This is a genomic window from Rhizobium sp. AAP43 (assembly GCF_001296045.1).
Lineage (GTDB): Bacteria > Pseudomonadota > Alphaproteobacteria > Rhizobiales > Rhizobiaceae > Allorhizobium.
The window spans coordinates 1-25502 of sequence record NZ_LJHS01000012.1 but is presented as its reverse complement, the minus strand read 5'-3'; the positions used below and the strand labels follow the sequence as shown (position 1 = coordinate 25502).

Annotated in this window: 28 protein-coding genes; 11 read left to right on the top strand and 17 right to left on the bottom strand. The window is 62.1% G+C overall.

Annotation, left to right across the window (positions count from 1 at the left end):
* Positions 1-56 precede the first annotated feature (56 nt).
* Positions 57-695 (bottom strand): VUT family protein, encoded by a 639-nt coding sequence (locus IP76_RS08740; RefSeq protein WP_054157837.1) that lies wholly within the window; start codon positions 693-695, stop codon positions 57-59.
* A gap of 148 nt (positions 696-843) precedes the next feature.
* Positions 844-1134 (bottom strand): 50S ribosomal protein L28, encoded by a 291-nt coding sequence (gene rpmB, locus IP76_RS08735; RefSeq protein ID WP_054157836.1) that lies wholly within the window; start codon positions 1132-1134, stop codon positions 844-846.
* A 245-nt stretch (positions 1135-1379) separates the two neighbouring features.
* On the opposite strand from rpmB, the gene IP76_RS08730 reads away from it, so the two are divergent.
* From IP76_RS08730 to IP76_RS08720, 3 genes are read left to right on the top strand one after another with little or no spacing between them, the layout of a single operon-like run.
* Positions 1380-2162, top strand: a complete 783-nt coding sequence (locus IP76_RS08730) for a DUF3108 domain-containing protein (protein WP_054158068.1) — start codon at positions 1380-1382, stop codon at positions 2160-2162.
* A gap of 37 nt (positions 2163-2199) precedes the next feature.
* Positions 2200-3078, top strand: coding sequence for a DMT family transporter (locus IP76_RS08725; protein ID WP_054157835.1), 879 nt, complete (start codon positions 2200-2202; stop codon positions 3076-3078).
* Between the two features lie 10 nt (positions 3079-3088).
* Entirely contained in the window at positions 3089-3727 is a 639-nt protein-coding gene (locus tag IP76_RS08720) for a lysoplasmalogenase (RefSeq protein WP_054157834.1), read from the top strand.
* Here the strand turns inward: IP76_RS08720 and IP76_RS08715 are convergent.
* A complete protein-coding gene (locus IP76_RS08715; RefSeq protein ID WP_054157833.1) occupies positions 3721-4143 on the bottom strand; it encodes a cupin domain-containing protein in 423 nt (140 codons plus the stop codon). The genes IP76_RS08720 and IP76_RS08715 overlap by 7 nt on opposite strands.
* Positions 4143-4913, bottom strand: coding sequence for a hydroxyacylglutathione hydrolase (gene gloB, locus IP76_RS08710; protein WP_054157832.1), 771 nt, complete (start codon positions 4911-4913; stop codon positions 4143-4145). Before gloB ends, IP76_RS08715 begins: the two co-directional genes overlap by 1 nt.
* Before the next feature lie 89 nt (positions 4914-5002).
* Between gloB and IP76_RS08705 the strand changes: the two genes are divergently transcribed.
* The 3 genes from IP76_RS08705 (at position 5003) to IP76_RS08695 (ending at position 7915) form a co-directional block, all read left to right on the top strand.
* Complete coding sequence (locus IP76_RS08705; protein ID WP_054157831.1) at positions 5003-5755, top strand: class I SAM-dependent methyltransferase; 753 nt, start codon at positions 5003-5005, stop codon at positions 5753-5755.
* A gap of 133 nt (positions 5756-5888) precedes the next feature.
* Positions 5889-6992: a histidinol-phosphate transaminase gene (gene hisC, locus IP76_RS08700; protein ID WP_054157830.1), complete on the top strand. Its 1104-nt coding sequence runs from the start codon at positions 5889-5891 to the stop codon at positions 6990-6992.
* Positions 6992-7915 carry a prephenate/arogenate dehydrogenase family protein gene (locus IP76_RS08695; RefSeq protein WP_054157829.1) on the top strand — a complete coding sequence of 308 codons (924 nt, stop codon included), beginning with the start codon at positions 6992-6994 and terminating at the stop codon, positions 7913-7915. The genes hisC and IP76_RS08695 overlap by 1 nt, the downstream gene beginning before the upstream one ends.
* 32 nt (positions 7916-7947) lie before the next feature.
* Here the strand turns inward: IP76_RS08695 and IP76_RS08690 are convergent, their stop codons facing one another.
* On the bottom strand, positions 7948-8961 hold the full coding sequence (locus tag IP76_RS08690; RefSeq protein ID WP_054157828.1) for a DUF2125 domain-containing protein: 1014 nt from the start codon (positions 8959-8961) through the stop codon (positions 7948-7950).
* A gap of 36 nt (positions 8962-8997) precedes the next feature.
* Here IP76_RS08690 and IP76_RS08685 point away from each other — a divergent pair, with 36 nt between their 5' ends.
* The gene (locus IP76_RS08685) at positions 8998-9549 is read left to right on the top strand and encodes a gamma-glutamylcyclotransferase (protein ID WP_054157827.1); all 552 of its coding nucleotides are present in this window, start codon (positions 8998-9000) and stop codon (positions 9547-9549) included.
* Positions 9550-9577: 28 nt separating this feature from the next.
* Here the strand turns inward: IP76_RS08685 and IP76_RS08680 are convergent, their stop codons facing one another.
* From IP76_RS08680 to ftsE, 4 genes are all read right to left on the bottom strand, one after another.
* Positions 9578-10360, bottom strand: coding sequence for a 1-acyl-sn-glycerol-3-phosphate acyltransferase (locus IP76_RS08680; RefSeq protein ID WP_054157826.1), 783 nt, complete (start codon positions 10358-10360; stop codon positions 9578-9580).
* A gap of 78 nt (positions 10361-10438) precedes the next feature.
* Positions 10439-11164 (bottom strand): YdcF family protein, encoded by a 726-nt coding sequence (locus tag IP76_RS08675; protein ID WP_054157825.1) that lies wholly within the window; start codon positions 11162-11164, stop codon positions 10439-10441.
* Positions 11165-11239: 75 nt separating this feature from the next.
* Positions 11240-12238 (bottom strand): ABC transporter permease, encoded by a 999-nt coding sequence (locus IP76_RS08670; RefSeq protein ID WP_054157824.1) that lies wholly within the window; start codon positions 12236-12238, stop codon positions 11240-11242.
* Complete coding sequence (gene ftsE / locus IP76_RS08665; RefSeq protein WP_054157823.1) at positions 12231-12890, bottom strand: cell division ATP-binding protein FtsE; 660 nt, start codon at positions 12888-12890, stop codon at positions 12231-12233. The genes IP76_RS08670 and ftsE overlap by 8 nt, the downstream gene beginning before the upstream one ends.
* A gap of 203 nt (positions 12891-13093) precedes the next feature.
* Between ftsE and IP76_RS08660 the strand changes: the two genes are divergently transcribed.
* The 3 genes from IP76_RS08660 to IP76_RS08650 all read left to right on the top strand — a co-directional run bounded on the left by IP76_RS08660 (position 13094) and on the right by IP76_RS08650 (position 14904).
* Positions 13094-13774 (top strand): hypothetical protein, encoded by a 681-nt coding sequence (locus tag IP76_RS08660; RefSeq protein WP_054157822.1) that lies wholly within the window; start codon positions 13094-13096, stop codon positions 13772-13774.
* Positions 13775-13849: 75 nt separating this feature from the next.
* A complete protein-coding gene (gene hpt, locus IP76_RS08655) occupies positions 13850-14392 on the top strand; it encodes a hypoxanthine phosphoribosyltransferase (protein ID WP_054157821.1) in 543 nt (180 codons plus the stop codon).
* A gap of 152 nt (positions 14393-14544) precedes the next feature.
* A complete protein-coding gene (locus tag IP76_RS08650; protein WP_054157820.1) occupies positions 14545-14904 on the top strand; it encodes a response regulator in 360 nt (119 codons plus the stop codon).
* 175 nt (positions 14905-15079) lie between these two features.
* Here the strand turns inward: IP76_RS08650 and IP76_RS08645 are convergent, their stop codons facing one another.
* From IP76_RS08645 to argH, 4 genes are all read right to left on the bottom strand, one after another.
* Positions 15080-17746, bottom strand: a complete 2667-nt coding sequence (locus IP76_RS08645; RefSeq protein WP_054157819.1) for a TIGR02302 family protein — start codon at positions 17744-17746, stop codon at positions 15080-15082.
* A 134-nt stretch (positions 17747-17880) separates the two neighbouring features.
* Positions 17881-19149, bottom strand: coding sequence for a diaminopimelate decarboxylase (gene lysA / locus IP76_RS08640; protein WP_054157818.1), 1269 nt, complete (start codon positions 19147-19149; stop codon positions 17881-17883).
* Positions 19150-19162: 13 nt separating this feature from the next.
* On the bottom strand, positions 19163-19351 hold the full coding sequence (locus tag IP76_RS08635; protein ID WP_054157817.1) for a lipoprotein: 189 nt from the start codon (positions 19349-19351) through the stop codon (positions 19163-19165).
* A 96-nt stretch (positions 19352-19447) separates the two neighbouring features.
* The gene (gene argH, locus IP76_RS08630; protein ID WP_054157816.1) at positions 19448-20851 is read right to left on the bottom strand and encodes an argininosuccinate lyase; all 1404 of its coding nucleotides are present in this window, start codon (positions 20849-20851) and stop codon (positions 19448-19450) included.
* A 24-nt stretch (positions 20852-20875) separates the two neighbouring features.
* Here argH and IP76_RS08625 point away from each other — a divergent pair, with 24 nt between their 5' ends.
* Positions 20876-21538 (top strand): TlpA disulfide reductase family protein, encoded by a 663-nt coding sequence (locus IP76_RS08625; protein WP_054158067.1) that lies wholly within the window; start codon positions 20876-20878, stop codon positions 21536-21538.
* A gap of 68 nt (positions 21539-21606) precedes the next feature.
* Here the strand turns inward: IP76_RS08625 and IP76_RS08620 are convergent, their stop codons facing one another.
* The 4 genes from IP76_RS08620 to IP76_RS08605 all read right to left on the bottom strand — a co-directional run bounded on the left by IP76_RS08620 (position 21607) and on the right by IP76_RS08605 (position 25336).
* Positions 21607-22488 carry a 3-hydroxybutyryl-CoA dehydrogenase gene (locus IP76_RS08620; protein ID WP_054157815.1) on the bottom strand — a complete coding sequence of 294 codons (882 nt, stop codon included), beginning with the start codon at positions 22486-22488 and terminating at the stop codon, positions 21607-21609.
* Between the two features lie 127 nt (positions 22489-22615).
* On the bottom strand, positions 22616-23545 hold the full coding sequence (locus tag IP76_RS08615; RefSeq protein ID WP_054157814.1) for an electron transfer flavoprotein subunit alpha/FixB family protein: 930 nt from the start codon (positions 23543-23545) through the stop codon (positions 22616-22618).
* 25 nt (positions 23546-23570) lie between these two features.
* Entirely contained in the window at positions 23571-24320 is a 750-nt protein-coding gene (locus IP76_RS08610) for an electron transfer flavoprotein subunit beta/FixA family protein (RefSeq protein WP_054157813.1), read from the bottom strand.
* A 182-nt stretch (positions 24321-24502) separates the two neighbouring features.
* The gene (locus IP76_RS08605; protein ID WP_082352467.1) at positions 24503-25336 is read right to left on the bottom strand and encodes a rhomboid family intramembrane serine protease; all 834 of its coding nucleotides are present in this window, start codon (positions 25334-25336) and stop codon (positions 24503-24505) included.
* Positions 25337-25502: the final 166 nt, after the last annotated feature.

The window sequence follows — 25502 nt, the reverse complement described above, 5'->3', positions numbered from 1 at the left end:
ATGCAAAAAAGGCAGCGCGGTTTCCCGTGCTGCCTTTTTTGGTGAAGGCAAGTGCTTCAGACGGCGCGTTCTGCCGCGGGCATAGGGCGCACCACGGTCATCAGCGCGCCATAGGGCACGAGCATGACAATGCCGATCAGCATCTTCACGCTAAAGTCGGCCACCGCCCAGGAGATCCAGCGCGGCGCTTCCATGGCCAGCACACCGAAGAGCGGTGCCGTGCCGATGGCGAAGTCGTCATTGACGCCGAGAAAACCGAAGAGCGGCGCAAAGGACATCGAGAAGAAGATCACTGTGTCGAGCGCCGAGCCAATGAGCGAACCCATCAGTGGCGCCTTCCACCAGCTTTCGCGGCGCAGCTTGTTGAACACCGAAATGTCCAGCAGTTGGCCAACGAGGAAGGCCGAGCCGGAGGCCGCCGCAATGCGCGGGGAGGCGAGCAGGATCGACAGGAGAACGCCGGCGATAAAGCCGACAAACACCACGCGACGTGCGAGTTTGGGGCCAAACTGGCGGTTGGTCAGGTCGGTGATCAGGAAGGCGATCGGATAGGTGAAAGCGCCGAAGGTCAGCAGGTCGGCGAGATTGATGCCTGCGAGCGTGATGTGGAGCGGATACTGCACAAGAAAGTTGGAGGCGACCACGACGGTCGTCATCAGCAGGCTGTAGATCAGAAGAGAGCGCATGATAGGCATTTTTTTATCCTGGGTGATGCCACCAGTTGGAGGGACGATACTGTGAGGCGGACGGGACTGTCAGGTATTTTCGCCTGGTCCTGACAAACGAAAGGGCTTGACCGGGTGACCGGTCAAGCCGCAAACGTTCAGCGCTGATGCCGGCTTATTAAGCGGCTTCTGCGGTCTTCTTGGCGATCTGGCGACGCAGCAGGCGAGCGCGCATGCTGAGTTCGGTTTCAGATGCCTTGAGCAGGAATGCATCGAGGCCACCGCGATGCTCGACCGAGCGCAGGGCTGCAGCCGAAACGCGCAGACGGAAACGCTGGTTCAGAGCATCCGAGATCAGCGTGACGTCGCAAAGGTTCGGGAGGAACCGACGCTTGGTCTTGTTGTTCGCGTGGCTCACATTGTTGCCCGACTGGACGCCCTTGCCGGTCAATTCGCAACTGCGGGACATGGTACACCTATTGTTTTTCTAGGCTATCGCATCGCCACCGGGCAAATGCCGGTGAGGCAATCCAACAGCGGCTGATTGGAAAGTTGCGGTTCTATAGTCAGTGGGAACCGGCGCGTCAAGCCAAAGCTTGGATTTTCCGGCCGTCGCGGCCGCGTTCGGTTATTTTCTTGCCACAGTCCATGCAGAGGATGCAAGCCGATGACACCGACACGCGTGTCCTTGCCAACCGTGCCGGGAGAAACGCCATGAAGAATTCTGCAGCTGTCATACGTCTGGCTCTCGGTCTTGCGCTTTTCGGCGTTTCACCACCCATGGGCCTTGCGGCCGACGCCCGCTACGAGAGTGCCTACAGCGTTACACTCGGGATCCTGCCGATTGCCCAGCTGACCTTTCGCACGACAGTCGACGGCGACCGCTATCGCATCGACGGCCGCTTCCGTGCGACCGGGCTTGCCGAAGTGGTGCGCGAGGTTTCGGCCGAAAGCCGGATCACCGGACGGCTGGTCGGGGCAGGTCTGTCGCCCGAACGCTATACGCTGGATTATCGCAGCGGGCGCAAGAAGAGCCTCTACGATGTCAGCTTTGCCAATGGCAATGTCGTCGATGTGAAGGTCGAACCCAAGCCCCGGCCGCGATCGGCCAGATGGGTGCCAGTGACTGCAGCCGATCTGAAGTCGGTGATGGACCCCATCGGCGCGCTCCTCATTCCCGGCAATGTCGATGTTTGCAGTCAACGGCTGCCTGTTTTCGATGGGGAAAGCCGGATGGACCTGGTGCTGGGGCCGAAGCGAACCGAAACGTTCTCGGCCGGCAAGGTCAAGGGGGAGGCGATCGTCTGCTCCGTACGCTATGAGCCGCGATCCGGCTATCGCAAGGGACGCAAGGATATCGAATACCTGAAGTCGGTCGAGGGGATGGAGATCTGGTTTGCCAAGACGGCGACGCTGAAGCTATATGCTCCAGTCTATGCGAAAATCCCGACACGCTACGGCACGGTGCATGTTTCGGCAGACACGTTCGACGGCTGATTTTTCGCGGGCGCCAGACCCCGCTATAGGGGTTTGAATGAAGACCAGAGCAACCTTGATCGGCTTCACGGCCATCCTCATGTGGTCCATTCTCGCCTTGATGACGGCCGCCTCTGGCACCATGCCGCCCTTCCAGCTCTCGGCGATTGCCTTTGCCATCGGTAGCCTGCCGGGGATCGCGCTGTTTATCGCCCGCCCGGAGCGGTTGCAGGCGTTGCGCCAGCCGGCCAAGGTCTGGATCACCGGCGTTGCGGGATTGTTCGGCTATCATTTCCTCTACTTCACGGCGTTGCGCAATGCGCCGGCCGTGGAGGCCGGGTTGATCGCCTATCTGTGGCCGCTGTTCATTGTCGTCGGTTCGGCTCTTCTGCCGGGTGAGAAGTTGCGCTGGTATCATGTTGCCGGCGCGCTGACCGGCCTTGCGGGAACCGCGCTGATCATCGCCGACAAGGGGGTCGCCTTCGATCCGGCCTTCACGCTCGGTTATCTCGCTGCCTTCCTCTGCGCTTTTACCTGGGCTGGATATTCGCTGATCAGCCGGCGTTTCGAGGCTGTGTCTACCGATGTCGTCACCGGTTTCTGCCTCGCCACGTCGATCCTGTCGCTTCTCTGCCATCTGGGGCTGGAGACCACAGTCTGGCCGCAGGATGTCTCGCAATGGGTTGCCGTGATCGGTCTTGGTCTTTTGCCGGTCGGCCTCGCCTTCTATACCTGGGATTATGGCGTCAAGAATGGTGATATCCAGATTCTCGGGGCCTCGAGCTATGCAGCGCCGCTTCTGTCGACGCTCAATCTGATCATTTTTGGGTTTGGTGAGTTTAGGGCCACTATTGGTCTGGCATGCGTGCTGATCACCGGTGGTGCGGTGCTGGCGGCGCGGGATATGCTGTTTTCGAGGAAAAAAGCCCCGAACTGACCAGGATGCCATGGCCGAGCTCGCAACCGGGATACTCATTCTCTCGGTCGCGCTGGGACTGAGCTATCACCTGATCCTTCCCCGGCGGAAGACGCTCGTCCGTGCGGTGTGGAAGGTCACACCTATCCTGCTTCTGGCGCTCTACACAGCTCTCGTCGATGGACATCCGCTGCTGGTCGGGGCCTTGCTCTTGAGCGCGCTCGGCGACGCCTTCCTCGCCTTTGATGGGGATCGCGCCTTTATCCGAGGGGTGGTTGCCTTTCTTCTCAGCCATGCGGCCTATATCGCGCTTCTCGTAATCCTGGGCGAGCCCGGCAGAGTGGCGCCGTGGTCCATTGTGGCGGCGCTTGTCGTTGCGGCGGGAACGATCGCCGTCCTCCTGCGCATCCGCCGGCCTGCCGGACGCATGGCCTGGCCGATCAGTCTCTATGTCGTGGTCTTCATGGTCCTTCTGGCATTGACGCTACGACTTCCAGATCAGTTGGTCTTCGTCGGGGCGAGCCTGTTCATCCTCTCGGACGTTGTCTTGACGATCCGGAAATACTGGACGGGGCCCGGCCATGTGCTGGACGGCTATGCCGCCCATCTGGTCTGGGCGACCTATTATCTCGCCCAGCTGATCCTTACGCTGTCGCTTGCCGTCTATTGACCGGGGGCCCAGCCGGGCGGGGCCATTTCAAAGACGGAGAAATCAAAGCCTGGTGCCACCGTGCAGCCGACAAGGGTAAAGGCCCCAAGGCTTTCGGCCGCCTGCCAGACATTGGCCTCGACGATGGCTTGCGGGCGTTCCCCGGCCAGGACGTCCGGACCCAGTGTCACGGTCCTTTGTGTCCGGCCATCGTCCGACAGGTGCAGCGCGAGCGGCGCGCCTGCGTAGTAATGCCAGACCTCGCCCGCATCCTTCACCCTGTGCCAATGCGAGCGCTCGCCTGCCTCAAGCAGGTAGTAGATTGCGGTGGCATGACCACGCGGCCCGCCATGGGCGTCGCGCCATGTCTCGACATACCAGCCACCCTCGGGATGCCTTTGCATGCCAAGTGCCCCGATGATCGCTTCAGCCTGCATCAGAAATTATCCTTGCGCCGGCGGATTTCGGCAAAGACCTCGTCATTGGTCGCACCTTCCATGCCAAGCCCTTTGCGGATCTCCGGATCGGCGGCGCGCAGGAAGGGATTGGTTTCCTTTTCAAGGCCAATCGTCGTCGGAATGGTATAGGTGCCGCGGGCGCGTTGCATCTCGATCAGTTCGGCGCGTGCCTTCAACCGTTCATTGGTTGGATCGATGGTAAGTGCAAAGCGGGCATTGGAGAGTGTGTATTCGTGGCCGAAATAGACCACGGTCTCGTCGGGCAGTTCCGCGAGTTTCTGCAGCGAATGCCACATGTCCATGGCGGACCGCTCGAAAAGCCGGCCGCAGCCGAGCGCAAACAGCGTATCGGCGGAAAACAGCACGCCGTCCTCCGGGAAATAATAGCAGATGTGACCGGCGGTATGGCCTGGCGTTTCGATCACGCGTACGGGCCGATTGCAGAACACGAATTCGTCGCCGTCACCGACAGTGCGGTCAATGCCGGGGATCGCGGCCGCCTCGTTGCGCGGGCCGATGATCTCGCAGCCGAAGGCCTCCTTGAGGGCAAGGTTGGCCTCGACATGATCGCCATGGTGATGGGTCGTGAGCACATGGGTGATTGTCCATCCCCGCCGCTCTGCAGCACTGACGATCGCATCGAAATCCGGCGCGTCGATAGAAGCTGTCTCGCCGGTTTCGCGGCAATGTACGAGCGCGCCGAAGTTGTCACTTCGGCAGATGAAGGTTTCGATCTGCAAAGATTTCATTGTCGATCCGTTTTTTCTGTCCCACCTCGTTGCGCTAATGTAGCTGTTCGCGCCTTGAACTCCAATGAGGTGCTGCTAACAATAAGTTCATGCATGTCGATATCGTCGATCTGAGGCAATTCTATTACACGATGCTCGGGCGCGTGGCTGAGCAGTCGATTGCTATGGCGCTTTCGTCTGTCTGGGCGCGTCTGCCGCAAGAGCGTCTTGTCGGACTCGGTTACTGCACGCCGTTCCTCGATCGCTTTCGTGCCGATACCGAGCGCACCATGGCCTTCATGCCGGCGGGCCAGGGGGCGGTGAACTGGCCGGTTGGAGAGCCTTCGGCCACAGCGCTGGTTTTCGAAGAGGAGTTGCCGCTGCCGGACAGCTCTGTCGATCGTGTGCTGATGGTCCATTCCCTGGAATTTGCGGAAAACCCGCGGGAATCGCTGAAGGAGATCTGGCGGGTGCTGGCGCCTGGCGGACGGCTGGTGATCGTGGTGCCCAATCGTCGGGGTGTCTGGGCCCGCATGGAGCACACGCCCTTCGGGTCGGGCCGACCCTATTCGCGCGGCCAGCTGACGGCGCTTTTGCGCGAGACGAATTTTACCCCCGGGGCCTCCGCCGAGGCGCTGTTCTTTCCCCCATCAAAGATCCGGGCGATCCTTCGCCTGCGGCGCGGTTTCGAGCGCATGGGGCGCTTGCTCTGGCCGGCATTCTCCGGCGCCATCGTCGTCGAGGCGCAGAAGCGGCTCTACCAGGGTCTGCCCGTGGCTGTCCGCGCCTCGCGGCGCGTCTTTGCGCCGGTGCTCGCGCCGCAGGGCGTGCCGACAACGCGGACCCTGCCGCCCAAGGCCTGAAACGGGTGATGTCAGCCGTCATCAGCACAGGCTGCGGCACTCGTCCGCCTCGACAAATCCGCTGTTCGGCTTTATTGCGACAGGCGTGTGAAGGGCAGGCATCCTCCCGCCCGGTGAGCCGGAAAGCAGTCTCATGAACGCCTTGACGAAGCCGACGCCCCGTCCCGGGGTCCTGGATATTGCAGCCTATGTTCCGGGCAAGGAGCATGCAGCCGGGGTGGCGCGTGTCTTCAAGCTGTCGTCGAACGAAACGCCGCTTGGCCCAAGCCCCAACGCAATTGAGGCCTTCCGCACCGCTGCCGAGCGGCTTGAGGTCTATCCAGACGGCCAGGCTCGCGCGCTTCGCACAGCGATTGCCGAGGTGCATGGTCTCAACGCCGATAACATCCTGTGCGGCAATGGCTCGGATGAACTGCTCGGTCTGTTGGCGCATGTGTATCTCGGCCCCGGCGATGAAGGCATCATCACCGCGCATGGTTTCCTCGTCTATCGCATCCAGATCCTGGCGGCCGGCGCCACGCCCGTGACCGTCGAAGAGCGCGATCAGCGCGTCGATGTCGACGCGATCCTGGCGGCTGTCACCGAAAAGACGAAGATCGTCTTCCTCGCCAATCCCGGCAATCCGACCGGTACCTATGTGCCCTATGCCGAAATCAAGCGGTTGCAGGCGGCGCTTCCGGCGCATGTCATTCTGGTGCTCGACGCGGCCTATGCCGATTATGTCCGGCGCAATGATTATGAGGCGGGCATCGAACTTGTCTCCGCCAATCGCAATGTCGTCATGACCCGCACCTTCTCCAAGGTCTATGGGCTTGCTGCCTTGCGCATCGGCTGGGTCTATGGACCGGCCGAAATCATTGATGCGCTTGATCGGGTGCGCGGGCCGTTCAACCTCAATACACCGGCCATTGCCGCCGGGGCCGCTGCCATCCGCGACCAGGCGCATACGGCACGGGCCGTCGAGCACAATCAGGTCTGGCTTGCCAAGGTGAGCGAGGCGCTTGCCGGCATCGGCCTTGCGGTAACGCCGTCGGTGGCAAACTTCGTGCTCATCCATTTCCCCGATGTCGACGGATACAGGGCCACCGATGCCGATGATTTCCTGACCGCTCGCGGCTTCATTCTCCGCGCCGTCAAGTCCTACGGCTTTCCCAATGCGCTGCGCATGACGATTGGCAGCGAAGAGGCCAATCTCGGCGTCATCGCCGCCCTTACCGAATTTATGGGTCCCCGCTAATGTCTGAAATCCTGTTCGACCGCATCGCCCTGATCGGTATCGGCCTGATCGGTTCCTCGATTGCCCGCGATATCAAGAAGCTGTCTCTGGCGAAGGATGTGGTCATCTCCACCCGCAGCGCAGAGACATTGAAGCGGGCTGAGGAACTCGGGCTTGGCACGGCCTACACGCTCTCGGCAGCCGAAGCGGTGAAGGATGCCGATCTCGTCATCGTCTCGGTGCCGGTCGGCGCATCCGAGGCGGTGGCGCGCGATATTGCGCCCCATCTGAAGCCCGGGGCAATCGTCACCGATGTCGGATCGACCAAGGCCTCGGTGATTGCGCAGATGGCGCCGCATATGCCGGACGGCGTGCATTTCATTCCCGGCCACCCGCTGGCAGGCACGGAAAAGTCCGGCCCGGATGCTGGCTTCACCGGTCTCTTCAAGGGGCGCTGGTGCATCTTCACGCCGCTGCCGGGCACGGACCGGGCAGCCCTTGAGCGTCTGAGCAACTTCTGGAAGGCGCTGGGCTCGATGATCGACGAGATGGACCCGCAGCACCATGACAAGGTGCTCGCGATCGTCTCGCATCTGCCGCATATCATCGCCTATAACATTGTCGGTACGGCCGACGACCTGGAGACAGTCACTGAATCGGAAGTGATCAAGTATTCGGCCTCCGGTTTCCGCGACTTCACGCGCCTTGCGGCCTCCGACCCAACCATGTGGCGGGACGTCTGCCTGCACAACAAGGATGCCATCCTCGAAATGCTGGCGCGGTTTTCGGAAGATCTCGCCTATCTGCAGCGTGCGATCCGCTGGGGCGAGGGCGATAAGCTGTTCGAACTCTTTTCACGCACCCGCACCATCCGACGCTCCATCGTTCAGGCCGGTCAGGACGTCGATTCGCCCGATTTCGGTCGCCACGCCCTCGACAAGTGAAAGACGCGGCGGGAAAACGCCTTTGATCCCGCTCAGAGCGGCGGGATCTTGCCAAGCGGAATGAAGCCGAGCGTGATATTGCCGTTGCGAATGTTGATGTCCGCCGAGCCGTCATCGCGGCCGAGGGACAGGGCCTTGACCACTTGGGCAGCGCTGTCAACGGTCTCGCGCATTTCGGGATAGGCCTTGCCAAGCGCTCCGCGCCAGCCGTCGATTTCCTCAATCTCGATCCGCAGAGTGGCCGAGAGCAATCCGTCCTCGCCGATCTCGAAGGGGCCGCTGAGCGTGACGACGCGCGCCTCACCAATGTCCACGACCATGCGACGGACTTCACCCCGCGTGCCGCGCAGTTTCTGATCGCGCGCGACGCGCGGATCAAGAAGGCCACCCTTCTCGGCGAAGGTAGTGTCGAGGCTCGCCGACAGCGGCGGCAGGTCTACCGGCTTGCCATTGATCGCAATCGTGACGTCACGCACCAGCGTCGCATAGTCGAGATTGCCCTCCGCCTGCCGGACATGTTGCTCGGCGCTGACGGCCTTGACCCCCACTGTCTGTGCCGTGGCGGTCGAAGTGACCGTCGTGTCCAGCCCTTCGATGACCAACGAACTGCGCGCCAGGCCGGAAAAGCCGGCGCGGAAGCTCGATTGCATGTTGGACCAGTTCGTCGTCGTGTTGAATCCATAGGCCGAGCGGACTTCGGCCGGCCCGTCCATCTCCCAGACCACCTGGCCCGGATTGTAGATCTGGGCTGCGGCGCGTACGGCGCCGAAGGAGGCGGCAATGCCCTGGTCACGGTCATCGATCGACAGGCGGTCGCAGTTCAGCCTGAACCGAAAGGGGTAGCCGCCGATCTTGGCATCTTCGCAATTGGCCTCGATGCCGGAGGGATTGCCGCCGGCAAAGAAGGTGACGATGCGTGTGCGCAGAAATTCTGCGGCAAAATACCAGCCGACACTATAGACAGCGATGAAGACGAGGATAAAAACGCCGAGCCAAAACACCTTGAGGCTGGTTCGACTTTGTGGCGCTGTCGATGGCATTGGCATGAATTTTCCTTGCTGCAATCGGATCGGTTTCCTGCAATGGATTGCGATATGGACGAATTTTGGGTCTTTGGCTACGGTTCGCTAATGTGGAATCCGGGCTTTCCGTACGAGGAACGCGCGACGGCGCGGGTTGTTGGCTACCGACGCTCACTGTGTGTGCGCTCATACGTGCATCGTGGCACAGAGGAGCGGCCTGGGCTTGTTCTCGGGCTGGATCGCGGTGGGTCCTGCAAGGGTGTCGCCTTCCGCGTCGCGCTCTCTGATCGCGCTCATACGATCGACTATCTGCGCGAGCGGGAACTCGTGACCAGCGTCTATCTCGAGCGCACTGTGCCCGCCCGGCTGGCTGATGGCCGGCACGTCTCTGCCCTGACTTACGTCATCGACCGCGCTCATCGCCAATATGCGGGCTCGGTCTCAATAGAGGAGGCTGCCTCCGTGGTCAGGGATGCGGTCGGCCGATCAGGGCCCAATCCGGTCTATGTCGCCAATACGCTTTCCCATCTGCGTGAACTTGGCATTCGCGACCATTGGCTCGAAAGCGTGGCGGCCGCGATGTCCTCCGAGCCTGCGTCAGATAACAAGTGATCGGATGCGCGGAAAACGGTGCCGGGCTTTAGCGCGCACCGAGCTCCTTCAGCCGGATCTCGGCCGTCGGCGGTAAGGGCAGATGCGGGTTGTCGCGCACCGTTTCGATGAGCAATGCATCGCTTGCGGCTTCGAGGTCCGTCGTCAGCTTGTCGAAAAAGACGTCGGGGTCGAGACCCGGCTGGATCGCCGGCAGGATCTGCACCTTGAAGTGGCCCGGATAGCGCTGTGACTTGCGACGCGGCCAGAACAGGCCGGGGTGCATGGCAACCGGCACGACTGGCACGCCGAGATCGCGGTAGAGGCGGGCAATCCCGTATTTGTATTCGGGAGCGGCACCCGGTGGGCGACGCGTGCCTTCCGGATAGATGATCAACTGGCGGCCACTCGCCATTTCCTGCTTGGTGCGCTCGATCACCTGGGCCATCACCCGGCCTTTGGCGCCGCGATTGACCGGGATCATTCGCTGCTTGGCCACATACCAGCCGAAGATCGGGATCCACATCAGCTCGCGCTTCAGAATGTAGACGGGATCGTCGAGATAGGGCAGCAGCGCAAACGTGTCCCAGAAGGACTGATGTTTGGGCGCGAGGATGTAACCGCCCTCCGGAATATTCTCCAGCCCCTCAACCGTGAATGTCGTGCCAACGATCTTTTCCATCAGCCAGCAGGAGGAAGTCGCCCAGTCCTTCGGAACGAAGAAGGCCTTCTTGCGCGGCAAGAGGAAGTAGATCGGCGACAGGAAGATCATCCTGAGGATCATGTTGGCATAGAAGGCGGTGTTGAAGAGGATGGAACGCAGGGTGATCATCAATGGGCTCTCGTGAACGGCGCTTCCGTCCTTAGAGCAAAAGCACCGGCAGCAAAAGCCGCCTTGCGCGGCCTGGCTTCAAGGTTGCTGACCAGTTTCGGGCATTTCTCTGTCCGAGCGCAGACCGGGTCCGCGGTTCCATCCGATGCTTTGCCGTAGGTAGGCGACGACCGTCTTGCCGTATTCGATGAGCATCGTTCGCATAGCATCCGGCTCACTATACCAGGCGCGTGTCTTCAGGTCAGAATTGACGACGGGATAGCCGATGAAATCCGTCACCGGATCGCTGCGTTTCAACTCCATCAGGCTGCGCGCCAGATGGTAGTTGCTGGTGACCACGAGAACCGAGCGATAGCCCTTGTCGCGGATCCACAAGGCGGTCTCGTTGGCATTGCCGATCGTGTCGATCGCGGCATAGCCGATATCGACGCAGCATTCGAAGAGGTCAGGCGAGGTTCGGGTCGAGCGGCGAATCTGGCCGGGCGTCGTCTGTGGGTTCACGCCTGATATCAGCAGCCGTTCACCGGAGCCTTTGCGCAACAGCTCGATCGCCTGTTCGATCCGCTGGTAGCCGCCGGTCAGGACGACGATGGCATCCGCCTTCACGGTTTCGGGCGGCCGCATGTTGGTGACCGAATCAGCAAAGACGAGAAAGCCGGCGACCAACGCTGCCAAAGTCAGCAGAAGCACCATGCCGCCATAGCGCAAGACACGGCGAATCAAGCCTTTGCGCGCGAACGGGCTCCAGCCCGCCGGCTTTGGCGGGTCGGTGCTTGACGGGGTGTCAGAGGTCAGCCGGTCCATTCTCATCGTCCGTGAATAGCGTGGATTTCCCACGCGGAACAGGCGGCTTTATGGCAGGTCAACACTTAGCGTCGATCAGTCGTCGAGCAGGCCGTCCGTCCGGCTCGGATCGGAACGGATCAGGTCGATCTCGTCAATGGTGCGCATGACCGTCAGCCGCGCCGTCGCCGTTGTCAAAAGAGCTATAAAGAACATCGTCGCGAAAATGCCGAGATAGCCGCCCCAGCCGATGGTAAACGTCCCAAACAGGGCGGTCGCCTGGTCGCTCTGGGGCGTTGCCAGCGAGCGGCTCTGCCAGAAGCTTGCCAGGGCAAAGAGGACGGCGGCCAGCATGCCGCCGGCAAAGGCGCCCTTGAGGCTGATCTTGAAGAAATGCCGTTGGAATTCCTGGGCGACGAAACTGGCCTCGGCGCCAACGAAATGCAGCACTTCGATGATGTGGCGATTGCCGGAGAGCGCGCCTCGCGTCGCAAAGACCACGGTCAGCACCATGGCGACGAAAACGAGAACCAGAACGCCGGAGCCGATGAGCACGGTGGTTCGTGCCATCTGCACAAGACGGTCGACCCAGGTACGGTGATCGTCGAGAAAGGCTTGCGGCACTTCTTCGGCCAGGAGCGCACGCATCGCCTGGAAATCTGGTGGATTGCTCTCGTCTATGGTGATCACCACCAGTCGTGGCACGGGCAGTTCGGAGAGGTCGAGGCCGGTGCCGAGCCAGGGTTCGAGCAGGCGTGCGGTCGCGGCATCATCCATGATCTGGCCGTCGCGTGTGCCGACAAAGGTCAGCGCCAGATCCCGTGCGCGGGTGAGGGCCTTGTCCATGTCGAGCCCGTCTTCGGGCTTGATCTGGATGGTAATCTCGCGGGCGATCTGGCTTTGCCAGCCGGCAGCCGTGGCGCGCACCATGGAGACGGCGCCGAGCGTCAGGCAGGCGAGGAAGGCCATGATGGCAATCACCACCATCAGCGCATTGCCCTGAATGTTGGAGGGCGGCAGGATTGGTCCCGTCGGGCGGACCGTCATCTCGACCCGGCGGGCCGGCTGCTGTTCGGGGCGCTTGCGGTCACTCATAAATGTCGAGCCGCCCATCGGTCAAAATCATGCGGCGGGCATCGACCTGATCCATCAGGGCGAGGTCATGGGTCGCGATGACAACGGCGGTGCCAAGCCGGTTAAGTTCGAGAAACAGGCTCAGGAGCCGGCGCGCCATCGGCGGATCGACATTGCCCGTCGGTTCGTCGGCGAGCAGGATTTCCGGCCGGTCGATCAGGGCGCGGGCAATCGCCACGCGCTGCTTCTCGCCACCGGACAGAACGGGCGGCAGCACATTGATGCGCTCGCCGAGCCCCACCCACTTCAAGAGCTCAATGACATCCTGCTTGTAGGTGCCTTCTTCCTTGCCCCGGACCCGGAGCGGCAAGGCCACATTCTCGTAGGTCGTCAGGTGGTCGAGCAGACGGAAGTCCTGGAAAACAATGCCGACGCGCCGGCGCAGCATGGGTAGCTCGCTGCGGGGAATGCGGGTGATGTCGCGCTCGAAGCTTTTGATCAGCCCGCGTGTCGGCTGCAGCGACATGAAGAGCAGTTTCAGAAGGGTCGTCTTGCCGGCACCGGACGGACCGGTCAGGAACTGGAACGACCGCCTCGGAATGTCGAATGTCAGGTCGCGGAGGATCTCCGGTCCCATCCCATATCGCAGGCCGACATTTTCGAAGTGGATCAACGGCTGGGCCCAGTCTTGAGGGTTCGAGGTCTCGAGCGCGTCATGGGCGTTTCTTTGCGCCCGGTCAACGGTCGGCGGAGCAGTGGCCCCATGGCCGGCTTTTCCGAAGCATTAACCATTTGAATTTACGTCTGGTGAGGATTCGTTTCAACCGCCCAGTTTCGGGATCACCGGAATTCGGCCGTGCGAAAGATCGGGACCAGATGAGCGTCTTCCGCCAATACCAGCAGACCCGCCCGCAGAAAGGGGTCCCGGAGCTTGATCTCCTGCCGCCGGATCGTGCCCGCAGGCGAATCGAGCGCACGCTGCATCAACCTTCAAACCGCGATGTGGTGGATGCCGATTTCGTCGTGATCCGCGATCCTCCGCACGCAAGGGGCCCTGGCGGTTCAAACGCCAATCCTGTTGCGCAAGCCAAAGATCATGCCATCGGCCGTCTGATGTCAGTCGTCGTGGAACGGTTCGAACAGCGATTGCAGACACTGTCCGAGCGCGGTTTTGCAACGCTGGTAGCGAGCTGTTTCGTGCTGGTCTTTCTCTTCGCGGCCGTTCAGGCCCTGCGGTTTGCCGAGCATCCGGAAATTGCCGCACGCCCGTTGGATTTCACCCATGTCAACCTGACACCGCAGGACCGGAACGGGATGCGGGTTCTTCTGGTCAATGCAATCGTCCAGAACCGGTCGAGCCGCAGTCTGACTGTGCCGCTGGTGCGCGCCGATCTTCTCGTTGACGGGCAGATCGTGGCCAGCACCTATATCGAGCCTGCAAGTGCGGTACTGGAAGCCGGCCGGAGCCGTGGGCTTTCCGCCCGTGTCCAGCATCCCGGTGGAAAAACGCCGCAACTGCGCCTTTCCTTTGAAGAGTCGGGTGCCTCTCGCTCCTGACTGTGCTAAGGGCCAGCCTTTCCGGCACCGGGCAAAAGGCCCAGGGTCCGCCGGCCGATCATCAAGGAGTGTCCCATGCCCGTCGTTCGCGGAAAGAATATCGATCCCCTCTTTACCGCTGAACAGATCAGGGCGCGCAATCTTGAGCTGGCCCAGGATATCCTGGCTGGCCCCTGCGATGATCTTCTCGTCATCTCCATCCTCAAGGGGTCCTTCATCTTCGCCGCCGACCTGATCCGGGCGCTGCATGATGTCGGTCTTGCCCCGGAAGTCGAGTTCATCACCCTGTCCAGCTATGGCACAGGCACGGTGTCGCAGGGCGTCCGCGTGATCAAGGACATCGACAGCGATGTAAAGGGTCGCAACGTGCTCCTGATCGACGACATTCTGGAGTCCGGCCGCACGCTTCTGTTTGCCCGTGAGCTGATGCTGGAACGCGGTGCGTCGAATGTCACCATTGCCGTGCTGCTCGACAAGAAAAACAAGCGAAAAGAAGATTTTGAGGCTGACTATGTCGGCTTCGACTGCCCCGATTATTTTGTCGTCGGCTACGGCATGGACGTTGCTTATGCCTTCCGCGAACTGCCCTTTGTCGGCGTGGTCACGGGTGACGCGTAAGCGCTCGTTCCGTGCCTCGATGGCACAGTCGGCGCTGAGCATTCGTTAACCATGGACCAGAACTGAGGCTCCCGCGTTTACCACTCGCAAAGGAAACTCTGGTGATTTGACCCCGTAAACGTCACCGGAATGCGGGAGCAAAGTTTTAGACCATGGCGCGGATCCTGATCACCGAAGACGAAGATTCCCTACGCTCCTTCGTGGCGCGTGCGCTGCGACTGGATGGGCATGTGACCCGCGAGGCCTGCGATGGAGCCGAGGGGCTCGAGATGCTTGCAGAGGGCGAGTATGACCTGCTTCTCTCCGATATCCGCATGCCGGTCATGGACGGTATCGAACTCGCCCACCGCGCCCATTCCGAGTTTCCCGGCATGAAAATTCTGCTGATGACCGGCTATGCCGAACAGCGCGAACGCGCTGATGACCTCGCCTCGAAGATTGTCGATGTCGTTTCGAAGCCCTTTGCCCTGCCGGATATACGCAAGGCCGTCGCCATGGCGCTGGCAAGCTGAAGGCTGCGCGCGTTCTCCTTCCGATTCCCCCGCTTTGAGACACCTGATCCCGCCTGCCGCATCGTGGCAGGTGGTTTTGCCTTGTGTGCTTGATTGAACCAAGGTTGGCGCAGCAAGCGATGCTGGCCCTGCGCTGGGGCGCTGCGGTTCAGATCGTTGACAGCATGATCGGCTGTCACTGAATATCGAGCAGACGCTCCAGATAGCGGCGTTCGATCTCGGGGCTGGAATTCTGTCCCAGCTTCTCGCGGATTGCTTCGAGGATTTCGCGGGCCCGCTGCACGTCGATCTCGTCGGGCACTTTCACCTGCTCGCCGAAATCAGGACCGTTGGTGGCGCGTGGGCGTCCGAGCGGGTCGCGGCCGTTCTGGTTGCCAAGGCCGGCCTGGCCTTCGCCCTGCTGCCCTTGTTGGCCCTGCATGGCCTGCATCATCTGGTTCATCATGTCGCGTGCGCCCTGGCGCAGGGCTTCCAGGGCTCGGCCCTGGCCTTCGACTGCGCGGTCGCCCTGGCCGTCGCCCAGCGCTTCGCCGGCGCCTTGCATTTCTTTCTGCGCCTGGCCAAAGCCTTCGCCCGGCTGCATGCCGAGACCCTTCAGCCCCTCCTGCAATTCGCCAAGCTTCTTGCCCAGGCCCTCCTGCTGCTCGCGGAGCTGGCGCAAGGCTTCGCGCAACTGTTCTTCCGTCATGCCGTCGAGGTTCTGCTGGCCTTGCTGACCTTGCTGGCCCTGTTGGTTCTGCTCGCCCTGCTGCCCCTCCTGGCCCTCCTGCTGCTGGCCTTCTGCGCCTTCTTCCCCTTCCATCGGGTCGCCGCGCTGCATGCGGTCCTGCAGCGCCTGATCGAGCCGGAAGGTCTCGTCCATCAGCTTCTGCTGCTGCTGCATGATCTCGCCGAGCTTGTCGATCTGCTGGCGGGCCTCGCTGTTTTCCTGCTGCTGGCCCTGTTGGGGCCTGCCAGCCTGAAGATTGTTCATCATCCGCTGCAATTCGGAAAGCAGCTGGCGCGCCTGGTCGCGATTGCCGGAGCGGGCGAGGTTTTCCAGCTGGTCGAGCATGTTGTTCAGGTCCTGCTGGCGCAGGGTGTTCTGGGCACTTTGCTGCTGTTCGCCGCGCTGGTTCTGCATGCGCTCGGCCATGGCGGAGAGAAACTCCTGCATGGCCTCCCGCAGTTCCGCCATCAGCTTCTGGATTTCCTCGTCGCTTGCACCGTTTTCCAGCGCCTCGTCCAGCGCCTGCTGTGCGTCGCGCAGGCGGCGTTCGGCCAGCGAGAGGTCGCCGTCCTCGATGCCGAGCGCGATTTCCCAGAGATAATCTGCCGTGTCCTTCAGCTGCTCCTCACCGCGTGCCATGCCCATGCGGGCGCGGGCGCTTTCAATCGCGATGAAGTTGCCGAGATCCGGGATGGTCTCATCGGCGCGAAGAACCAGCGCCTCGTTGAGCGCGATGGCATAGGCCATGTCGCGGGTGTCGAGGGAAAAGACCTGCCGCTGTTCGGCGACGGAGCCCGCCAGCGGTTCGGAGAAGTTGCGCGCCGGCAGGACCATCTCCACGGGTTCGCTGCGGCCGGTCTGGCCGGCGCCGTCGGTGGCGACGAGCGTGATGCGCACCCGCTTGCCGGACATCGGGTGTTCGGTGATGTTCCGGCTTGCGACGCCCTTGGTCTCGCGGGCATTGTGGCGGGGGAGGTCAAGTTTGTAGTCTGGCGGTGCATAGAGCGGTGTCGCCCCCGGCTTCGCCTCGATCGGCTCGATTTCGGCCCGGGCCTCGCGCAGGCCGTAGTCGTCCTTGGCGAGAAAGGCGATTTCGAGCGCGCCATTGGTGGCGCGGCGTGGCTCGCCGTCGAAGCTGATCTCGGGCGTCTTGTCGGCAAGAACCCCGATCGTCCAGCGTCGACCGGCAACGCTGAGTTCGCCACTCTCGGCCAGTTGCAGTTCATGCGTACGGCTGAGTGTCGCGGCGGCTGCCGGGGCTGCTGCAGGCGTTGCGGGCGGCGTCGGCACACCGTCAACCATGCTTGCCGGGCGTGCCGGTTCTTCACGCAGCGCCACTTCCGTTGCGGGTTTATCGCCTTCCGGCTTGAACAGGACGGGCTCATCCGTGGCGCCGCCGCTGATCCTGACCGTCATCTTCGAATTCTGCGGCACGGTCACACCCGCGTCCTGTGTGCCGAGGCCGGAGAGGAAGACCGGCGGCTGGCCGGTATAGCCCGGCGGCGTAATCCAGGCGTCGATCCGCAGTGCAGGCAATTCTGCTTCCGTCACCGGGCTGCGGAAGGCATCGGCAATCGATCCAGCGCCGTTTGAGCCGGAATAGGCGAGCGCCGTTGCAAAAAGCAGGGCCGGTATGGCCCGGATGGCATAGCGGTCGAAGCGGGCGATGTCGGGCTGCGGCAGGCCGGCATCAAGAGCTGCGATGCGCTCGGCCATGCGGCGCTGATGCTCCTGCCAAAGGGCCTTGGCAAAGGGTGTCTCTGCGGACAGGCTGTCGTCTTGAACGGCGACAGGTTGGTGGGCGAGGCCATTGCGCTCCTCAAGCAGCCGGTCAGCCTCGCGGATCGTCGGCAGGCGGAGCTTCAGGAACGGCAGGAAGGAGGCGACGAAGGCGAAGATCAGCCCGAAGACGAGGGCCAGCCGCGCAACGCCCGGCAATTCGCGGTAGACGCCGAACCAGGCGAGCGAAACGAAGATGGCGGCAATGCCGGCCACGGGCAGGAAAAGCGGCAGAACGCGTTCGGCAAAGAGCACGGCGCGTGCCAGAACACGCTTCAGGCCAACCTTGCGCTTCAGCGCGGGGTCATGCTCGAAAGCGCCTCTCTTGTGGCCGGGCGGGCGGCTGTCTGTCATCCGTCAGGTCTCCGAAAGCGCGTGCCGTCATCGGCGGCGTGTTGCTTTCGAAGATAGCAGCCTTTGTGGCGAAGACGAGGGCGGTTGCAAGGGTTGAGCCCTTTTTCCCGGCCCATCGCCGAATTGTGAACGTGTCAGTCCAGCCAGTCAGGCACGGAATCAAGCGCGATCATGTCCTCGTAGCTCGGACGCTGCCGAATCACATGGAACTCGCTGCCCTTGACCAGAACCTCCGGCACCAGCCGCCGGGTGTTGTAGGTGCCGGCCTGCACTGCGCCATAAGCTCCAGCCGAACCCACGGCAAAGAGATCGCCCGGCTTTGGCATGGCCATTTCGCGGTCAAGCGCCAGATAGTCGCCGGTCTCGCAGACGGGTCCGACAACATCGGCCTTGATGCGCGGCGCGCTGGCCGCCGAAATCACCACGGGCCGGATCTCGTGATAGGCTTCGTAGAGCGTCGGGCGGATCAGATCGTTCATCGCGCCGTCAACGATGACGAAAGTCTTGTCGCCGCCGTCCTTCACATAGATCACCTCGGTCACCAGGATGCCGGCATTGCCGACAATCAGGCGGCCGGGCTCTGTCACGATGCGGCAGTTGAGGCTCGACAGCTGGTCCTTGACGATCCTTGCATAGGCATCCGGTTCCGGCGGCGGGTTGTTGTCGTCCTTGTAGGGAATGCCAAGGCCGCCACCGACATCGACGTGGTCGATCTGATGGCCATCGCTTCGCAGCGTCTCGACGAGTTCACGCAGCAGGCGGAAAGCGTCCTCGAAGGGTTGCAGCTCGGTGATCTGGCTGCCGATATGCATGTCGATACCGGAAACCTGAATGCCTGGCAGTTCAGCGGCGCGCTGATAGACGGCGCGGGCCCGCTCATAGGAAATGCCGAACTTGTTTTCCTTCTTGCCGGTCGAGATCTTGGCATGCGTCTTGGCGTCGACGTCAGGATTGATGCGGAAGGAGACATGCGCCTTTTTGCCGGCCTTGACGGCCCGCTGGTTGAGCACTTCCAATTCCGGCTCGCTCTCGACGTTGAAGCAGTAGATGCCAGCTTCGAGGCCTAAATCCATCTCGCTCGGCGTCTTGCCGACGCCGGAGAACATGATCCGGTTGGCCGGAATGCCAGCGGCCAGCGCACGGCGCAATTCGCCTTCCGAAACCACGTCGACGCCAGCGCCCAGGCGACCGAGTGTCTTCAGCACGGCCTGGTTGGAATTGGCTTTCATCGCATAGCAGACCAGCGCATCGACGCCGTCGAAGGCTTTTGCAAACACCTTGTAGTGCCGCTCCAGCGTCGCCGTCGAGTAGCAGTAGAAGGGCGTACCAACGGTACGCGCGATCTCGGGGATGGCCACGTCTTCGGCGTAGAGCACGCCGTCGCGATATTCGAAGTGGTTCACGGGTAAAGCCCTGTCAGAGAAGCGGATCGAGGAGGAAGGGCGATTCGGGCGCCTTCTGCGTTTCAGTGCCGCGCAGGTTCTGTTTTTCAACGGGCGTGCTCGGCCGGTCGAGGTCGCCCTTGCGGCCGCAGGCGGAGAGCGCAAGCGAAGCCGCCAGCAGAAGGGAGAGCGTCAGCGTCGAGCGATTGAGCGAATTCACCATGACCTGTCCATCGATTTGTTAATTCCTAACCGCTCTAGCGAAAAAAGGGGCGCTTGTGCACCCCTGATCTCGTTATCGATCTGCGCGTTGGCGTGATCAGTTGCGCGCGCGCCACCACGCGATCTGCTTGCGCACTTCGTCGGGCGCCGTTCCGCCGAAGCTCTTGCGGCTGGCGACAGAGGCTTCGACGGTCAGAACGTTGAAAACATCAGCCGTTATGGCGGCATTGATGCCCTGTAGCTCTTCGAGCGAAAGTTCTGCGAGATCGCAGCCCTTCTTCTCCGCCAGCGCCACGGCATGACCCGTTGCGTGATGGGCATCACGGAAGGGAAGGCCAGCTTCGCGGACCAGCCAGTCGGCCAGATCCGTTGCGGTCGAGTAACCCGAGCCCGCCGCCGCCTTCATCTTGTCGGTGCGGATGGTCATGTCGGTCACCATGCCGGTCATGGCGGCAATTGCCAGTTCCAGGCTTTCGGCGGCGTCGAAGACCTGTTCCTTGTCTTCCTGCATGTCCTTGGAATAGGCGAGCGGCAGGCCCTTCATGACGGTCAGAAGTGCAATCAGCGAGCCGTTGATGCGGCCGGTCTTGGCGCGCACCAGTTCAGCGGCATCCGGGTTCTTCTTCTGCGGCATGATCGAGGAGCCGGTCGAAAAGGCGTCCGAGAGGCGGATGAAACCGAATTGCGGCGTCGACCAGATGACGATCTCCTCGGCCAGCCGCGACAGATGCACGGCGGCAATCGAGGCAATCGAGAGGAATTCCAGCGCGAAGTCGCGGTCGGAGACGGTGTCGATCGAGTTGCGGGTCGGCTCGCGGAAGCCGAGCGCCTTGGCCGTCATGTGACGGTCGATCGGGTAGCCGGTGCCGGCCAGCGCCGCTGCCCCGATCGGGCTTTCGTCGAGGTGTTCGATGGCATGGCGCACGCGCTGGCGGTCCCGGCCGAACATCTCGACATAGGCCATGCAGTGGTGACCGAAGGTCACCGGCTGGGCCGTCTGGAGATGGGTAAAGCCGGGCATCACGGTGTCGGCATGTTCTTCCGCGCGGTTCAGGAAGGCGCCGATCAGGCCGGTCAGAGCGGCTTCCGTCTTCTGCAGCTCTTCCTTCACCCAGAGGCGGAAGTCGAGCGCCACCTGGTCGTTGCGCGAGCGGGCGGTGTGCAGGCGCCCCGCAGCCGGACCGATCAGATCGGCAAGGCGCGCCTCGATGTTCATATGGATGTCTTCGAGCTTGCGCGAAAACACAAACTGGCCGGCCTCGATCTCTGACAGGATCGTGTCCAGGCCGTGAAGGATCTTGTCTTTATCTTCGCCCGAGATAATGCCTTGGTGCGCCAGCATGGTCGCATGCGCCTTTGAGCCGCGGATATCCTGGGCGTAAAGCTTCTTGTCGAAACCGATGGAGGCATTTATCTCCTCCATGATCGCCGATGGCCCGGAAGCAAAGCGACCGCCCCACATCTGGTTGGAGGATTTGGTGTCCTTGATGTCCTCGGCCATGGAATGCCCGTCCTGGAGAATGACATGACAGAAAAAAAACCGACTGGCCTCTTCTCTACCAAGCTGGTTGCGATCGCTGCGGTCGCCGGCATCGTCGTCGGCGCGGCTGCGGTATACGTGAGAGAGACCATGTCTGGCAATGCCGTGGAAACCGCGGATGCGGCCCAATGCGCCGGAACGGTCGAGAAGGCGGAGGCGCTGAAGCCTTATTTCAGCGGTGATGTGGCGGCGATGGTGCCGGTCTCCGAGCCGAGGCTGGTCGAAGGCCTGACCTTCCAGGACCAGTCAGGCGCGCAGATGACCATGGCGAACTTCACCAACAAGACGGTGCTCCTCAACCTCTGGGCTACCTGGTGCGTGCCCTGCCGTGAGGAAATGCCGGCGCTCAACAATCTGCAGAAGGCTGTCGGCAACGAGCGCTTCCAGGTCCTGGCGATCAACATCGACACGGGCGATGTCGAGAAGCCGCAGACCTTCCTCGCGGAGACTGGCGTCGATGCGCTCGGCCTTTACCGGGATGCCTCGATGGGCGTGTTCAACACGCTGAAGAGGCAGGGCCTCGCCTTCGGCCTGCCGGTCACTCTCCTGGTCGACGGCAAAGGCTGCCTGCTTGGCAATATGAATGGTCCGGCGGCCTGGGACGGTGCTGATGCCAAGGCGCTGATCGCTGCTGCCGACGGCGCCTGATCGGGCGAAAGCTCGCCTCTCACTCCGCCAAAATAATCCCGAATGCCTTGATCGGCAAACAGTGCGTCTCAACGCGTCGGAACGGGCACGTCGCCGCGATAGTCGTAGAAGCCGCGGCCAGACTTGCGGCCAAGCCAGCCGGCTTCGACATATTTGACCAGAAGCGGGCAGGGGCGGTATTTCGAATCCGCCAGGCCATCATGCAGGACCTGCATGATCGAAAGACACGTATCGAGACCAATGAAGTCGGCGAGCTGCAGCGGACCCATCGGATGGTTGGCGCCAAGCTTCATCGCCGTGTCGATCGCCTCCACGGAGCCTACGCCTTCATAGAGCGTATAGATCGCTTCGTTGATCATCGGCAGCAGGATGCGGTTGACGATGAAGGCCGGAAAGTCTTCGGCCACCGTGATGGTCTTGTCGAGCGAAGCGACGAATTCCTTGGCGGTGGCGAATGTGGTCTCTTCTGTCGCGATGCCGCGGACCAGTTCCACCAGCTTCATCACCGGCACCGGGTTCATGAAGTGGATACCCATGAAGCGTTCCGGCCGGTCGGTGGCCGAGGCAAGGCGGGTGATGGACAAAGACGAGGTGTTGGTGGCAATCAGCGCCTCGGGCTTCAGCACCGGGCAGAGCGTGGCGAAAATCTTGCGCTTGACCGTCTCGTCCTCGGTTGCAGCCTCGATCACGAGGTCGGCCGAAGCGAGATCGTTGATGTCGGACGAGCCGGAAATCAGGGCGAGGGCGGCCTTGCGCTCCTCGTCGGAGAGCTTGCCGTTGGTCACCTGGCGGGCCAGATTGCCGTTGATCGTGGCAAGACCGGCCTCGATCCTGTCCTTGGAGAGGTCGTAGATCGTGACCTTGTAGCCGGCGATGGCGGAGACCTGTGCGATGCCGCAGCCCATCTGGCCGGCGCCCACGATACCTACATTGCTGATCTTGTCCGTCATCGTCTCGCTCCTCACCCGCGCTTCGGCGTCACCTCAAGAAAACGCCGGATCCGCAAGCGCGGACCCGGCTGATTTGATAGACTCGTGGACGGGTTTTGACCAGTCCTTTCGCAGCTGCGAAGAAGGCTCAGAGTGCCTTTTCGAGCTCCGGCAGGGCTTCGAAGATATCTGCGACGAGACCGTAGTCGGCAACCTGGAAGATCGGCGCTTCCTCGTCCTTGTTGATCGCGACGATAACCTTGGAGTCCTTCATGCCGGCGAGATGCTGGATGGCGCCGGAGATGCCGCAGGCGATGTAGAGCTGCGGGGCGACGACCTTGCCGGTCTGGCCGACCTGCCAGTCGTTCGGGGCGTAGCCTGCATCCACCGCTGCACGGCTTGCGCCAACGGCGGCACCCAGCTTGTCGGCGACGGGCAGGATCACTCCCTGGAACTTCTCCGAGGAGCCAAGCGCGCGACCACCGGAGATGATGATCTTCGCCGACGCCAGTTCCGGACGGTCCGAGGAGGACAGCGCATCGGATACATGGCTGGAAACGCCCGGATTGGCAGCAGCCGCGATGGTCTCGACGGCAGCCGAGCCACCTTCGCCGGCAGCGGCAAAGGAGGCGGTCCGGACCGTGATCACCTTTTTGGCATCGGTCGACTGCACCGTCTGGATGGCGTTGCCGGCATAGATCGGACGCTTGAAGGTGTCGGCCGAGACGACTTCGATGATTTCCGAGACCTGGGCCACGTCGAGGAGCGCTGCAACGCGCGGGGCGACGTTCTTGCCGACGGAGGTCGCGGCCGCAATGATCGTGTCATAGCTGCCGGCGAGCGAGACAATCAGAGCAGCCAGCGGTTCGGCCAGATTGTTGCCGAGCGATGCGTCGTCAGCCAGCAGGACCTTGGAGACGCCTGCAAGCTTGGCAGCGGCATCGGCTGCAGCCTTGGCGCCGGAGCCGGCGACCAGCACTGTCACATCGCCACCGATCTTGGTGGCGGCGGTCAGGGCCTTGGCGGTCTGTTCGGAGACGGTCGCGTTGTCGTGTTCTGCGAGAAGAAGAATAGCCATTTTTATGTTCTCCTGTCCGTTCCGCTTACAATACGCCGGCTTCGTTCTTGAGCTTGTCAACCAGTTCGGCGACGCTCTTCACCTTGATGCCCGCCTTGCGGCCACCCGGCTCCTCGGTCTTCAGCACCTTGAGCCGCGGGGTAACGTCGACGCCGAAGTCGGCCGGAGCCTTCTTGTCGAGCGGCTTCTTCTTCGCCTTCATGATGTTCGGCAGCGAGGCGTAGCGCGGCTCGTTGAGGCGCAGGTCGGTGGTCACGATCGCGGGCAGCTTGACGTCGATGGTCTGCAGGCCGCCATCGACTTCGCGGGTCACGGTTGCCTTGTCGGCGCCGAGTTCGAGCTTGGAGGCGAAGGTTGCCTGGCCCCAGCCGAGGAGCGCTGCCAGCATCTGGCCGGTCTGGTTCGAATCGTCGTCGATCGCCTGCTTGCCGACGATGACAAGGCCGGGCGCTTCGGCTTCGACAACACCCTTCAAGAGCTTGGCAACAGCCAGCGGCTCGACCGTCTCATCGGTCTCGATCAGGATGCCGCGATCGGCACCCATGGCGAGCGCGGTGCGAATGGTTTCTTCTGCCTTGGCTGGGCCAATCGAGACCACGACGATCTCCTCGGCCTTGCCGGCCTCCTTCAGCCGCAGCGCCTCTTCGACGGAGATTTCGTCGAAGGGATTCATCGACATCTTCACGTTGGCAAGCTCGACACCGGAGCCATCCGGCTTGACGCGGATCTTGACGTTGTAATCCACAACCCGCTTGACTGGGACGAGTATCTTCATGGGTTCCTTCCTTCAAAGCTTCCGCCGGAAAATGCGCTCAGATGCGGTCCGCCGTTTGTCGATTGGCGACATCGATACGCATTTTTTGCACAAACACAACGTCCGGCAGCGAATGCCGGCGCAGGGTTTCGGTGATAATTGACGTTGACGTTCACGTCAACATATCGCGTTGTGGTCTGCGATCACCGCCCCCAATGGGGCGACTTGCCAGCCGGTGGCGTCCCTGAGGTCTCGCGGCCGGCGGTCATCGTGCTGCCACCGCGTGGCGCCCAGGGACCGGTCGCCATCGTCTCGGTCGGTGCGCGGATCGTCTCCACGGCCTTCGGCGTCACGATCGCGCGGTCGAAGAGCGGCACGCCCGGACGTCGCAAAACGAGCACCAGAAGGATGCCGGCCAGAATGCCGCCGACATGGGCACCCCAGGAAACATTGCTGTCGCCATCGATCAGCAGCATGACGAATTGCTGCCCGACCCAGAGGATGAGCGGCACAAAAGCCGGCAACGGCAGCGGAAAGCGCATCAGCACCAGCACCCAGACGCGCACCTTGGGATGCAGCATCAGATAGGCCGAAACCACGCCGGCAACCGCGCCCGAGGCGCCGATCAACGGGGCCTGGCTTGCCGGCATGACAAGCCCGTGCATCAGCGCTCCGGCGGCCGCGCAGGCGAGATAGAAGAAGAGGAATTTGAAATGCCCCATGGCATCCTCGACATTGTCACCGAAGACCCAAAGGAAGAGCATGTTCGAGCCGAGATGCAGCCAGCTGCCATGCAGGAAGGCATAGGTGATGTAGGTCGCGCCGTCCGGCACCAGAACGAGCGACGGATCGAGTTCGGCAAAGTCGAAGACGACGGCCGGAATGAAGCCGATCCCGTAGACGCCGAGTTCGTAGGCGGCGTCGGGCAGCAGTGTGGATACCGCATAAGTGATCACATTGGCGGCGATCAGCCCGAGCGTGACATATTGCCGCTTGATGTGTTTCAGCGCGTTTCGATCATGCAGGGGAATGAACATCGCGTCTCGTTCAACTGGCGGTGCGGGGGGCGGCTTGGCGGCAATGCTAGCGCAGCGCTGCCGCTTTCGATAGCGGAAATGCTCCGGTGGCCGAAGGGCAGGACGGTGCAGCCCCCTCTCCCCTTGCGGGAGAGGTTGCAAAATCGAAGGCTTAGCCCGATCAGGG

Coding starts and splice junctions, on each gene's coding strand:
- IP76_RS08645 (WP_054157819.1), bottom strand. CDS start 17,746: ATGACAGACAGCCGCCCGCCCGGCCACAAGAGAGGCGCTTTCGAGCAT.
- IP76_RS08635 (WP_054157817.1), bottom strand. CDS start 19,351: ATGGTGAATTCGCTCAATCGCTCGACGCTGACGCTCTCCCTTCTGCTG.
- IP76_RS08730 (WP_054158068.1), top strand. CDS start 1,380: ATGAAGAATTCTGCAGCTGTCATACGTCTGGCTCTCGGTCTTGCGCTT.
- IP76_RS08720 (WP_054157834.1), top strand. CDS start 3,089: ATGGCCGAGCTCGCAACCGGGATACTCATTCTCTCGGTCGCGCTGGGA.
- IP76_RS08690 (WP_054157828.1), bottom strand. CDS start 8,961: ATGCCAATGCCATCGACAGCGCCACAAAGTCGAACCAGCCTCAAGGTG.
- IP76_RS08650 (WP_054157820.1), top strand. CDS start 14,545: ATGGCGCGGATCCTGATCACCGAAGACGAAGATTCCCTACGCTCCTTC.
- rpmB (WP_054157836.1), bottom strand. CDS start 1,134: ATGTCCCGCAGTTGCGAATTGACCGGCAAGGGCGTCCAGTCGGGCAAC.
- IP76_RS08685 (WP_054157827.1), top strand. CDS start 8,998: ATGGATTGCGATATGGACGAATTTTGGGTCTTTGGCTACGGTTCGCTA.
- IP76_RS08725 (WP_054157835.1), top strand. CDS start 2,200: ATGAAGACCAGAGCAACCTTGATCGGCTTCACGGCCATCCTCATGTGG.
- IP76_RS08715 (WP_054157833.1), bottom strand. CDS start 4,143: ATGCAGGCTGAAGCGATCATCGGGGCACTTGGCATGCAAAGGCATCCC.
- IP76_RS08610 (WP_054157813.1), bottom strand. CDS start 24,320: ATGAAGATACTCGTCCCAGTCAAGCGGGTTGTGGATTACAACGTCAAG.
- IP76_RS08695 (WP_054157829.1), top strand. CDS start 6,992: ATGTCTGAAATCCTGTTCGACCGCATCGCCCTGATCGGTATCGGCCTG.
- IP76_RS08660 (WP_054157822.1), top strand. CDS start 13,094: ATGAGCGTCTTCCGCCAATACCAGCAGACCCGCCCGCAGAAAGGGGTC.
- IP76_RS08675 (WP_054157825.1), bottom strand. CDS start 11,164: ATGGACCGGCTGACCTCTGACACCCCGTCAAGCACCGACCCGCCAAAG.
- IP76_RS08625 (WP_054158067.1), top strand. CDS start 20,876: ATGACAGAAAAAAAACCGACTGGCCTCTTCTCTACCAAGCTGGTTGCG.
- IP76_RS08705 (WP_054157831.1), top strand. CDS start 5,003: ATGCATGTCGATATCGTCGATCTGAGGCAATTCTATTACACGATGCTC.
- hpt (WP_054157821.1), top strand. CDS start 13,850: ATGCCCGTCGTTCGCGGAAAGAATATCGATCCCCTCTTTACCGCTGAA.
- IP76_RS08615 (WP_054157814.1), bottom strand. CDS start 23,545: ATGGCTATTCTTCTTCTCGCAGAACACGACAACGCGACCGTCTCCGAA.
- IP76_RS08680 (WP_054157826.1), bottom strand. CDS start 10,360: ATGATCACCCTGCGTTCCATCCTCTTCAACACCGCCTTCTATGCCAAC.
- hisC (WP_054157830.1), top strand. CDS start 5,889: ATGAACGCCTTGACGAAGCCGACGCCCCGTCCCGGGGTCCTGGATATT.
- IP76_RS08670 (WP_054157824.1), bottom strand. CDS start 12,238: ATGAGTGACCGCAAGCGCCCCGAACAGCAGCCGGCCCGCCGGGTCGAG.
- IP76_RS08740 (WP_054157837.1), bottom strand. CDS start 695: ATGCCTATCATGCGCTCTCTTCTGATCTACAGCCTGCTGATGACGACC.
- IP76_RS08605 (WP_082352467.1), bottom strand. CDS start 25,336: ATGTTCATTCCCCTGCATGATCGAAACGCGCTGAAACACATCAAGCGG.
- gloB (WP_054157832.1), bottom strand. CDS start 4,913: ATGAAATCTTTGCAGATCGAAACCTTCATCTGCCGAAGTGACAACTTC.
- argH (WP_054157816.1), bottom strand. CDS start 20,851: ATGGCCGAGGACATCAAGGACACCAAATCCTCCAACCAGATGTGGGGC.
- IP76_RS08620 (WP_054157815.1), bottom strand. CDS start 22,488: ATGACGGACAAGATCAGCAATGTAGGTATCGTGGGCGCCGGCCAGATG.